Consider the following 11,077-nt stretch of genomic DNA (forward strand, 5'->3'; position numbering starts at 1 on the left):
CCAGTTTAGGCCGACACCAGTGGTGGCGTCAGGGCAGGGGCGGTGGCTCCAGCTGATCCGGCGACTCCTCCACCAGCTGCAACCGAACCCGCTTCCCCCCTGCCAGCTCACCAAGGGAGACCCGCATGGTGGAGCCGCTGAGGGACTGCAAAGCGTCGAGCACATCCCGAAGGTAAGGGGTGCTGCTGCCGCTTTCCACCCAGAGACGCTCCTGCAACCCCCCCAGTCGCCGCCAGGAGGTATGCAACTTCAGAACAGCGGCCTCGAGGGCCTGCGCCTGACCAACGGCATCTGCGAGCAGGCCGAGGGCATCAAGACGCTGTGCCTCCTGCATCGCCTTCTCAAGATCGAGTTCACCCTGCTGGAACGCCCGTACCGCCACACCGGCTTCCGTGGCCTTGGTGATCCAGCGAGCGGTGCTGGTCACATCCTTGATGCGATCCAGCTCCGGTTCATCACGCAACACCTTGCGCAGGTCCTCCTGCTGAGGCTCAGGAAGCTTGGCCAGCTCACGCACCAACGGGGCGACCGCCCGTGGTGGCAGCAGGTTCTCCTGGGTTCTCTGGCGGATTTCCTCCGGCAGCAGCGGACTGGTGGCGGCCGTGAACTCATCCGTCAGCCGCCGCACCTGCTTGCGGGTGATCTCCTGCCCCTCGTTGGCGGCCTCGGAGATCATCACCTGCACTTCCGGAGCCGCCTGGGCCGTCTCCAGAAAGGCCCGCTTCGAGAACTGATTGACGCTGCCTTCCTCGAGCATGCCCCCACCGACGAGATCGTCAGCGGATTCGGCCAGTTGAATCAGGCTGTAGGCGCGGGTCTTGCTGATCTCCCGCTCCCGCAACCACTGCAGAAATCCGGCGCCACGCCCCTCCCCGCCGCGCTTTTCGCGATCCCTCACGGCCCCCAGGATGCGACCACGCCAGATCTCGGTCTGCAGATCGAACCGGTCGCAGACAGCCCAGGCCTGCTCAAGCTGAGCCAGGAACTCCAGCGTGCTGATGTCATCCCGCTCTGGATCCGGGAGGTCCAGCTGCAGAGCGGGTTGTTCAGGCACAACAGATGATGTCAACGGAACCGGACGAGACGAGGGGACGACATTCTGTGACGCTGCGCGTTTCCGCCCCTGACCGGGCGATACGCTCCCGGTTGCATCCCTCCATGCCCTTCGATGGCGATCACCCGCGGCGCCAAGGTGCGCATCAAGCGTCCTGAGTCTTATTGGTTCAACGAAGTCGGTACGGTGGCGTCCATCGATACCTCCGGAATCCGCTACCCCGTGGTGGTGCGTTTTGAGAAGGTCAACTACACAGGCCTGGACGGCACGGATGGCGGCGTCAACACCAACAACTTCGCGGAAGCCGAGCTCGAGCCGGCCTGAGGCGTTTGCCTGAGCTTCCTGAAGTCGAGACGGTCCGCCGCGGTCTGGCGGACCGTCTTCAATCCTTTGTGATCGCGGATGTCGAAGTCTGCCGATCGAGAGCGATCGCCAGCCCCGGAGGTGAAGCAGAGTTCCGGGACGCTTTGCGCGGCGCTGAAGTCGGAACCTGGTCGCGTCGCGGAAAATATCTGATGGCAGAACTGCTTCCAGGTCGCGGCACCTGGGGCGTTCACCTGCGGATGACCGGACAATTCCAGTGGCATCCACAACCCAGCGAACCGTGCACACACACCCGTGTGCGGATCTGGAATGAACAGGATGAAGAATTGCGCTTCGTGGATATGCGCAGCTTCGGCGAGATGTGGTGGATTCCTGAGGGCCAGGAGCTGGACACAGTGATGACAGGGCTGAAGCAATTAGGCCCCGAACCATTCACCGAAAGCTTCACAGCACCGTATCTCAAGCGTCGACTGAAAGGATCCACTCGATCGATCAAAAGTGCCCTGCTCGACCAAAGCCTTGTGGCCGGTGTCGGCAATATTTACGCGGATGAAAGTCTGTTTGCGGCAGGAATCCGTCCGCACACTCCGGCAGGGCAGTTATCGCTGAAGCAACTGGAAAAGCTGCGCACCTGCCTTGTGGAAGTGCTGCAAGCAAGCATCGGCGCCGGAGGCACGACCTTCAGTGATTTCAGAGATCTCGAAGGGGTTAACGGCAATTACGGCGGGCAGGCCTGGGTGTATCGACGCAACGGGAAACCCTGCCGCATTTGCGGAACTATCCTGCTCCGGGACAAATTATCCGGGCGCAGCACTCACTGGTGCCCCAACTGTCAGAGCTGACTTTTGAAGGCACAAAAAAACCACCTCGTTGCGAGGTGGTTTCTTCGTATGGAATGTTTTACCTGGCATCGAGCTATTTTCTCAGGGGGCTACCCCCCAAATATCGTCGCCGCTGATGCGTTTCACAACCGAGTTCGAGATGGATCGGAGTGGTTCCACACCGCTATGGACACCAGGATAGTTAAACATTCTCATGGGTTGTGAACCCTGAGAACTGCATAGGATCTGCAACTTTCGTCGCGCGTCTGAATCAAACAAAGTCTGTCTTTCAGGCAAGAACCAAGAAGTTGGTCAAGCCCTCGGTCTATTAGTACTCCTCCGCTGCATCCATTACTGGACTTCCACGTAGAGCCTATCAACGGGTGTTCTGCCCGTGACCTTACTGGGTTACCCCATGGGAACACTCATCTTGAGGTGGGCTTCCCACTTAGATGCTTTCAGCGGTTATCCACTCCGCACATGGCTACCCAGCGTTTACCGTTGGCACGATAACTGGTACACCAGAGGTGCGTTCCTCCCGGTCCTCTCGTACTAGGGAGAAATCCTCTCAATGTTCCTACGCGTACACCGGATATGGACCGAACTGTCTCACGACGTTCTGAACCCAGCTCGCGTACCGCTTTAATGGGCGAACAGCCCAACCCTTGGGACCGACTTCAGCCCCAGGTTGCGATGAGCCGACATCGAGGTGCCAAACCTCCCCGTCGATGTGAACTCTTGGGGGAGATCAGCCTGTTATCCCTAGAGTAACTTTTATCCGTTGAGCGACGGCCCTTCCACTCAGAACCGTCGGATCACTAAAGCCGACTTTCGTCCCTGTTCGACTTGTTGGTCTCACAGTCAAGCTCCCTTCTGCTTTTGCACTCGTCAGCTGATTTCCAACCAGCCTGAGGGAACCTTTGCGCGCCTCCGTTACCTTTTAGGAGGCGACCGCCCCAGTCAAACTGCCCACCTGATACTGTCCGCTCCCCGGATAACGGGTGAACGTTAGAACCCTAGCTCTGAAAGAGTGGTATCTCACCAGTGACTAACTCATACCCACAAGCATGAGATCAACGTCTCCCACCTATCCTGCGCATTCAGAGCCCGGGCACAATACCAAGCTACAGTAAAGCTTCATAGGGTCTTTCTGTCCAGGTGTACGTAGTCCGCATCTTCACAGACAATTCTATTTCGCCGAGCCTCTCTCCGAGACAGCGCCCTGATCGTTACGCCTTTCGTGCGGGTCGGAACTTACCCGACAAGGAATTTCGCTACCTTAGGACCGTTATAGTTACGGCCGCCGTTCACCGGGGCTTCAGTCGCCAGCTTCGCTTACGCTGACCGGCTTCCTTAACCTTCCGGCACTGGGCAGGCGTCAGCCCCCATACATCGTCTTGCGACTTAGCGGAGACCTGTGTTTTTGGTAAACAGTCGCCAGGGCCTCTTCACTGCGACCACCTTGCGGTGGCACCCCTTCTCCCGAAGTTACGGGGCCATTTTGCCGAGTTCCTTAGAGAGAGTTACCTCGCGCACCTCGGTATTCTCTACCACCCCACCTGTGTCGGTTTCGGGTACTGGCAGTTATGCCTTAACGGGTATAGAGCTTTTCTTGGAAGCATGACGTCACCAACTTCGCTGCCGTAGCAGCTCGTACTCACGCCTCAGCTCGGAACGTTTTCTCCGCTCCTCAACGCCTCGAACGCTTGAACCAGTAACCAACATCTGGCTTGGCTAGCCTTCTCCGTCCCTCTTCCCAAAACATAACCGGTACAGGAATGTTGACCTGTTATCCATCGACTACGCCTTTCGGCCTCGCCTTAGGTCCAGACTAACCCTCCGCGGACGAGCCTGCCGGAGGAACCCTTAGGGTTTCGGTGCATGGGATTCTCACCCATGTTTTCGCTACTCAAGCCGACATTCTCACTTCTATGCAGTCCACGTCCGCTCACGCTAACGCTTCGCCCCACATAGAACGCTCCCCTACCATAAATCCGCAGCTTCGGTACAACACTTAGCCCCGTTCATTTTCGGCGCAGGATCGCTCGACCAGTGAGCTATTACGCACTCCTTTGAGGATGGCTGCTTCTAGGCAAACCTCCTGGTTGTCTATGCAATCCCACCTCCTTTATCACTTAGTGTTGATTTGGGGACCTTAGCTGGCGGTCTGGGCTGTTTCCCTCTTGACCATGGAGCTTATCCCCCACAGTCTGACTGCCTGACTACACACAGGGTATTCAGAGTTCATCTCGATTTGGTACCGCTCTCGCAGCCCGCACCGAAATGGTGGCTTTACCCCCCTGCTGGAGCATCAGACGCTACGCCTCAACGTATTTCGGGGAGAACCAGCTAGCTCCGGGTTCGATTGGCATTTCACCCCTAACCACAGCTCATCCGCTGACTTTTCAACGTCAGTCGGTTCGGACCTCCACTTGGTATCACCCAAGCTTCATCCTGGCCATGGTTAGATCACCCGGGTTCGGGTCTATAAACACTGACAAGCGCCCTATTCAGACTCGCTTTCGCTATGGCTCCACCATTTCCGGTTTAACCCGCCAGTGCCTATAAGTCGCCGGCTCATTCTTCAACAGGCACACGGTCACCCTATGAGTAGGGCTCCCATTGCTTGTAGGCTCACGGTTTCATGTTCTATTTCACTCCCCTCCCGGGGTTCTTTTCACCTTTCCCTCGCGGTACTGTTTCGCTATCGGTCACACAGGAGTACTTAGCCTTACGAGGTGGTCCTCGCGGATTCACACGGAATTTCACGTGCTCCGTGCTACTCGGGATACAGCTAGGTCAGTTCAGTTTTCAGTTACGGGGCTTTCACCCTCTGTGGCGTGTCATTCAAACACTTCTCCTAACATTCCTGATCCACGTTGCTGTCCCACAACCCCGATGCTCGAAAGCATCGGTTTAGGCTCTTCCCCGTTCGCTCGCCGCTACTGAGGGAGTCGTTTTTACTTTCCTTTCCTCCAGCTACTAAGATGTTTCAGTTCGCTGGGTTGGCTCGCGCCAGCCTATGGATTCAGCTGGCCGTACTAGGGGTTGCCCCATTCGGAAATTCCCGGATCAAAGCGTGCTTCCAGCTCCCCGAGACTTATCGCAGGTAACCACGTCCTTCATCGCCTCTGTGTGCCAAGGTATCCACCGTGAGCCCTTTGTAGCTTGACCAATTAACCTCTAAAACGCTTACCGTTGTTGAGACGGATTCTTCTGTTTTCAACCTCAGTTTTCACTGACACTGAAAACAAAATCAAACTCCCCGTCGCTCGACACGACAAGAAGAACATTTTAGAGTCTCGGCTCTTGCTCAAAAGAATTTTCATTGCTCTGGTTCTAGGCATCCTTTCGGATACTCAGACTCAAAACAATGCATCCATGAGATGCTTTGTTTTTTCCAGACTTCACCTATGCAGTTGTCAAGGTTCTGCCAGACTCCAAATCAAATCATTGATTGCTCAATAACTTGAATTGAGCCCAGCATCTTATCAACCAAATCATGAGTTCTCACTCATCCTTGGAATGACAGGAAGCTGGGGTCATCCAGCGGACATCATCCAAATCACACTCCTCATTTCGAGTCATTTCCCGTTACACGGAAAATGGAGATTGAGTTCGGTCAGTGGAGGTTAGGAGACTCGAACTCCTGACATCCTGCTTGCAAAGCAGGCGCTCTACCAACTGAGCTAAACCCCCAACACCGAATGGGCCATCCTGGACTTGAACCAGGGACCTCACCCTTATCAGGGGTGCGCTCTAACCACCTGAGCTAATGGCCCAGGAAAAAAACTCAACCCTTGTGGGGTGTGACCTAGACAAAGTTTAGGAACTGATCATCTCCATAACTCAAATCAACATTGCTGCTGATCCAGTTACTTCAACGCTGAGGTACCGATCGACCTAAGGTGACAGGATTTCGGCCTAAGAATAAAAGTACTCAGGCATCAAAATCGTTGTTTGTCTCCCTGTTAGGAGGTGATCCATCCGCACCTTCCGGTACGGATACCTTGTTACGACTTCACCCCAGTCATCAGCCCCACCTTCGACGTCCTCCTCCACAAGGGTTGGAGTAACGGCTTCGGGCGTGGCCAACTTCCATGGTGTGACGGGCGGTGTGTACAAGGCCCGGGAACGTATTCACCGCAGTATGCTGACCTGCGATTACTAGCGATTCCTCCTTCACGTAGGCGAGTTGCAGCCTACGATCTGAACTGAGCCACGGTTTATGGGATTTGCTTGTCCTCGCGAACTTGCTGCCCTTTGTCCGTAGCATTGTAGTACGTGTGTAGCCCAGGATGTAAGGGGCATGATGACTTGACGTCATCCACACCTTCCTCCGGTTTATCACCGGCGGTCTCTCTAGAGTGCCCAACTAAATGCTGGCAACTAAAGACGTGGGTTGCGCTCGTTGCGGGACTTAACCCAACATCTCACGACACGAGCTGACGACAGCCATGCACCACCTGTCACTGCGTTCCCGAAGGCACCCTCTCGTTTCCAAGAGGTTCGCAGGATGTCAAACCCTGGTAAGGTTCTTCGCGTTGCATCGAATTAAACCACATACTCCACCGCTTGTGCGGGCCCCCGTCAATTCCTTTGAGTTTCACACTTGCGTGCGTACTCCCCAGGCGGAACACTTAACGCGTTGGCTACGACACCGAGGGGGTCGATTCCCCCGACACCTAGTGTTCATCGTTTACGGCCAGGACTACAGGGGTATCTAATCCCTTTCGCTCCCCTGGCTTTCGTCCATGAGCGTCAGTGATGGCCCAGCAGAGCGCCTTCGCCACTGGTGTTCTTCCCGATATCTACGCATTTCACCGCTACACCGGGAATTCCCTCTGCCCCTACCACACTCAAGCCCAACAGTTTCCACTGCCATGATGGAGTTAAGCTCCACGTTTTAACAGCAGACTTTCTGGGCCGCCTGCGGACGCTTTACGCCCAATAATTCCGGATAACGCTTGCCACTCCCGTATTACCGCGGCTGCTGGCACGGAATTAGCCGTGGCTTATTCATCAAGTACCGTCAGATCTTCTTCCTTGATAAAAGAGGTTTACAGCCCAGAGGCCTTCATCCCTCACGCGGCGTTGCTCCGTCAGGCTTTCGCCCATTGCGGAAAATTCCCCACTGCTGCCTCCCGTAGGAGTCTGGGCCGTGTCTCAGTCCCAGTGTGGCTGATCATCCTCTCAGACCAGCTACTGATCGATGCCTTGGTGAGCCTTTACCTACACCAACTAGCTAATCAGACGCGAGCTCATCCTCAGGCGAAATTCATTTCACCTCGCGGCATATGGGGTATTAGCAGCCGTTTCCAGCTGTTATCCCCCTCCTGAGGGCAGATTCTCACGCGTTACTCACCCGTCCGCCACTAACCCGAAGGTTCGTTCGACTTGCATGTGTTAAGCACGCCGCCAGCGTTCATCCTGAGCCAGGATCAAACTCTCCGTTGTAGTTCATGTCCTCTTACAACTCAAATAATTACTTACCTGAATCGCTCAACATGATTTGCGTCACCCATTACTCAGCCAATGCCGGCAACAGTTGAGGCCTCCTTCCCGCTGACACAGAAAGGGTTCTTAAGAGTGCATCTCTAGATTTCTCTTTCAATGACTTTCCAGGATCTCAGATCCGGTTGTTGCTCCACATTGCGCACACCGGCAACCGCAAGGCTCGTGAAAACCTCGCCGTTGCAAGCACAATGCTTCTCTGCAACACGTTTGTTCTTTTGACGGGACCTCACACCTTCATCGCTTCTTCATTCAAATGTGCACCTCACCTTGCGGCTCAATGCTCATCTGAACGCGATGAAAGCGTCAGTTCCTAAACTTTTCAATTGTCCAGGTTCGATCAACTATCCTCTCCTCCCTTTCAGAAGGTGGGTGTTGATCAACGCGGTCTCGCGACCGCTTGTGAAACCTACAACACCGTGGGATCTCTCCCTCCGGGTCCTGTAAGCCGCCTCAGACACCTCAAGGCTTTCGCCTTCAGCGCTTCGGCTTGCGCACTCGCCTCTCGGCTCCTGCGCAAGACAAAACCATAACACCACAACGCCCACTCAAGCAACAGCAACGACCCTCAGGGATCAGCAGAATCGCTTCCACTGCCGAGACCCGTTGGCATGACTAGCTTCCCAAAAGGATGACGGGATGCGATGCCAACCGGCTTCACACAGCAGAATCAACGGTTCCGTCCGAGCTCGAAAGAAGATCAGGTTGTTCAGAAGGCCCGCGAGCATTTCGAACGCACCCTGATCCAGATCCGCGGGGAACTCGCAGGGAGCGTGGCAGCCCTGGAGCATCCGCGTCACGACGAGGCGCTGAACTACGGGGAGATTTTCCTTCGGGACAACGTTCCCGTGATGATCTATCTGCTGCTTCAGGGGAGATACCCCGTGGTGAAGCAGTTTCTCTCGGTCTGTCTGGATCTGCAGAGCACGACGGTGCAGACCCGCGGCGTCTTCCCCACCAGCTTTGTGGAAGAAGAGGGAGATCTGGTGGCCGATTACGGCCAGCGATCGATCGGACGGATCACGTCTGTGGATGCCAGCCTCTGGTGGCCGATTCTGTGCTGGCTCTACGTCAAGCGCAGCGGCGATTCAGAATTCGGACGCAGTCAGCGTGTTCAGCGCGGGCTGCAACTGCTGCTGGACCTGGTGCTCCATCCGAGCTTCGAAGGCACACCGGTGCTCTTTGTTCCGGACTGCGCCTTCATGATTGATCGCCCCATGGATGTCTGGGGAGCACCGCTGGAAGTGGAGGTGCTGCTGTTCGCAGCCTTGCGCAGCTGCATCGGACTGATGGAACTCTGTCAGCGGCACGACAGCAATGCGCTGCTGGAGGAACGTCTCCGGCTGAGCCGCCGATGGATGCACGATCTGCGCCAGTACCTGCTCAAGCACTACTGGGTCACCAGCAAAACCATGCAGGTTCTGAGGAGACGCCCAACGGAGCAGTACGGCGACAATCAATATCAGAACGAATTCAATGTGCAGCCTCAGGTGATTCCCGACTGGCTGCAGGACTGGCTGGAAAACCGAGGCGGGTATCTCATCGGCAACATGCGCACCGGCCGACCGGATTTCCGCTTCTACAGCCTCGGGAATTCACTGGCCTCCCTGTTCGGACTGCTTACCGCGCCCCAGCAACGGGCCTTGTTCCGGCTCGTGCTGCATAACCGCCAGCATCTGATGGCTCAGATGCCGATGCGCATCTGCCACCCCCCCATGGGTGGTGTGGAGTGGGAGAACAAGACCGGTTCAGATCCCAAGAACTGGCCCTGGAGCTATCACAACGGTGGGCACTGGCCGAGCCTGCTCTGGTTCTTCGGGTCGTCGATCCTGCTGCATGAACGGCTTCACCCGCATGCGGACGTGCTGCTGATGGGTCAGATGAAGACCATGCTGGAGGAGTGCTACTGGAGCCATCTGAACCAGCTGCCCAGACAGCAGTGGGCCGAATACTTCGATGGGCCCACCGGCACCTGGGTTGGGCAGCAGTCCAGGACTTACCAGACCTGGACCATCGTGGGCTTTCTGCTGCTGCATCACTTCCTGCGGGTGAACCCCGACGATGTGCTCATGCTGCAGCTGGAAACCGGTCTCCAATAAAAAAGCCCCCGGGTCGGACCCGGAGGCTTGTGGAGATGGTTCCGATCGGTGATCAGAACAGGCCGAGCGTCAGAGACTTGTCGATCGGCATCGCTGCTCCAATACCCAGATAGATGGTGGCGACGGTTCCGAACAGGAACACCGTCATGGCCACGGGACGGCGGAAGGGATTCTGGAACTTGTTGAAGCTCTCGATGAAGGGAACGAGCATCAGTCCCAGGGGAACAAGGGTCTGCAGAGCGATTCCCAGAAGCTTGTTGGGAACAACGCGCAGGATCTGGAACACCGGATACAGGTACCACTCGGGAAGAATCTCGAGAGGGGTGGCGAAGGGGTCGGCCTTGTCTCCGAGCATGGCCGGATCAAGAACAGCGAGACCAACAACACAGGCGATGGTTCCGAGGATGACGACCGGGAAGATGTAGAGGAGGTCGTTGGGCCAGGCAGGCTCTCCGTAGTAGTTGTGCCCCATGCCTTTGGCGAGCTTGGCCCGCATCTTGGGGTCAGAGAGATCAGGCTTCTTGAGGATGTGCATCAGAAACTCCGGGTGATGGTTGAAGAGTAGAGAAATCGATCACAACGGACCGGAAATGCCCTGCTTCCGGATCATCAGGAAGTGCATGAGCATGAAGACAGCCAGCAACCAAGGCATCACAAAGGTGTGCAGGCTGTAGAAGCGCGTGAGGGTGGACTGGCCGACGCTTTCACCGCCCCGGAGAAGTTCCACCATGAAGTCGCCCACCACAGGAATGGCAGCGGGAACACCGGAGACGATCTTCACGGCCCAGTATCCAACCTGATCCCAGGGGAGGGAGTAACCGGTGACGCCGAAGGACACGGTGATCACCGCCATGGTCACACCGGTGACCCAGGTGAGCTCACGGGGACGCTTGAAGCCTCCGGTCAGGTAGACCCGGAAAACGTGGAGGATCAGCATCAGCACCATCATGGATGCGCTCCAGCGATGCACGGAGCGGATCAGCCAGCCGAAGCTGACATCCGTCATCAGGTACTGAACCGAGGTGTAGGCCTCAGCCACGGTCGGCTTGTAATAGAAGGTCATCGCGAAGCCGGTCGCGAACTGGATCAGGAAGCAGACCAGGGTGATGCCGCCCAGGCAATAAAAAATGTTGACGTGCGGCGGCACGTACTTGGAACTGATGTCGTCGGCAATGTCCTGGATTTCAAGACGTTCCTGGAACCAGTCGTAAACCGGTGATGAGTTCGCCATGCACAAGCGGGCTCGGGTTGCGAAAGTCTACTGA

The 11,077-nt window shown here is 56.3% G+C and carries 6 protein-coding genes, 2 tRNA genes and 3 rRNA genes; 3 read left to right on the forward strand and 8 right to left on the reverse strand.

The window, feature by feature from the left end; genetic code table 11:
• Positions 1-28: 28 nt before the first annotated feature.
• On the reverse strand, positions 29-1,069 hold the full coding sequence (locus ACJ0G7_RS04665; protein WP_043695169.1) for a hypothetical protein: 1,041 nt from the start codon (positions 1,067-1,069) through the stop codon (positions 29-31).
• A gap of 99 nt (positions 1,070-1,168) precedes the next feature.
• Here ACJ0G7_RS04665 and ACJ0G7_RS04670 point away from each other — a divergent pair, with 99 nt between their 5' ends.
• Together ACJ0G7_RS04670 and ACJ0G7_RS04675 are read left to right on the forward strand one after the other, a co-directional pair.
• A complete protein-coding gene (locus ACJ0G7_RS04670) occupies positions 1,169-1,378 on the forward strand; it encodes a photosystem I reaction center subunit IV (RefSeq protein ID WP_043695166.1) in 210 nt (69 codons plus the stop codon).
• A gap of 5 nt (positions 1,379-1,383) precedes the next feature.
• Complete coding sequence (locus ACJ0G7_RS04675) at positions 1,384-2,220, forward strand: DNA-formamidopyrimidine glycosylase (RefSeq protein ID WP_407395309.1); 837 nt, start codon at positions 1,384-1,386, stop codon at positions 2,218-2,220.
• Between the two features lie 60 nt (positions 2,221-2,280).
• Here ACJ0G7_RS04675 and rrf read toward each other — a convergent pair.
• The 5 genes from rrf to ACJ0G7_RS04700 all read right to left on the reverse strand — a co-directional run bounded on the left by rrf (position 2,281) and on the right by ACJ0G7_RS04700 (position 7,656).
• A 5S ribosomal RNA gene (rrf, locus tag ACJ0G7_RS04680) occupies positions 2,281-2,397 on the reverse strand.
• 110 nt (positions 2,398-2,507) lie between these two features.
• Positions 2,508-5,373, reverse strand: a 23S ribosomal RNA gene (locus ACJ0G7_RS04685).
• A gap of 452 nt (positions 5,374-5,825) precedes the next feature.
• Positions 5,826-5,898 (reverse strand) — tRNA-Ala (locus ACJ0G7_RS04690).
• Positions 5,899-5,907: 9 nt separating this feature from the next.
• Positions 5,908-5,981: transfer RNA gene (locus ACJ0G7_RS04695), tRNA-Ile, on the reverse strand.
• Positions 5,982-6,170: 189 nt separating this feature from the next.
• Positions 6,171-7,656 (reverse strand): 16S ribosomal RNA (locus ACJ0G7_RS04700).
• Together the 16S, 23S and 5S rRNA genes with 2 tRNA genes alongside form the textbook arrangement of a ribosomal RNA operon.
• Before the next feature lie 701 nt (positions 7,657-8,357).
• On the opposite strand from ACJ0G7_RS04700, the gene ACJ0G7_RS04705 reads away from it, so the two are divergent.
• Positions 8,358-9,812 (forward strand): glycoside hydrolase 100 family protein, encoded by a 1,455-nt coding sequence (locus ACJ0G7_RS04705; protein WP_043695160.1) that lies wholly within the window; start codon positions 8,358-8,360, stop codon positions 9,810-9,812.
• 52 nt (positions 9,813-9,864) lie between these two features.
• On the opposite strand, the gene petD is transcribed toward ACJ0G7_RS04705, so the two are convergent.
• Together petD and petB are read right to left on the reverse strand one after the other, a co-directional pair.
• On the reverse strand, positions 9,865-10,347 hold the full coding sequence (gene petD, locus ACJ0G7_RS04710) for a cytochrome b6-f complex subunit IV (protein ID WP_043695157.1): 483 nt from the start codon (positions 10,345-10,347) through the stop codon (positions 9,865-9,867).
• 39 nt (positions 10,348-10,386) lie between these two features.
• Entirely contained in the window at positions 10,387-11,043 is a 657-nt protein-coding gene (gene petB, locus ACJ0G7_RS04715) for a cytochrome b6 (RefSeq protein WP_007100534.1), read from the reverse strand.
• Positions 11,044-11,077 lie beyond the last annotated feature (34 nt).

This window comes from Parasynechococcus sp. (genome assembly GCF_045559935.1).
Taxonomy (GTDB): domain Bacteria; phylum Cyanobacteriota; class Cyanobacteriia; order PCC-6307; family Cyanobiaceae; genus Parasynechococcus.

Coding starts and splice junctions, on each gene's coding strand:
- ACJ0G7_RS04670 (WP_043695166.1), top strand. CDS start 1,169: ATGGCGATCACCCGCGGCGCCAAGGTGCGCATCAAGCGTCCTGAGTCT.
- ACJ0G7_RS04705 (WP_043695160.1), top strand. CDS start 8,358: ATGCCAACCGGCTTCACACAGCAGAATCAACGGTTCCGTCCGAGCTCG.
- petD (WP_043695157.1), bottom strand. CDS start 10,347: ATGCACATCCTCAAGAAGCCTGATCTCTCTGACCCCAAGATGCGGGCC.
- petB (WP_007100534.1), bottom strand. CDS start 11,043: ATGGCGAACTCATCACCGGTTTACGACTGGTTCCAGGAACGTCTTGAA.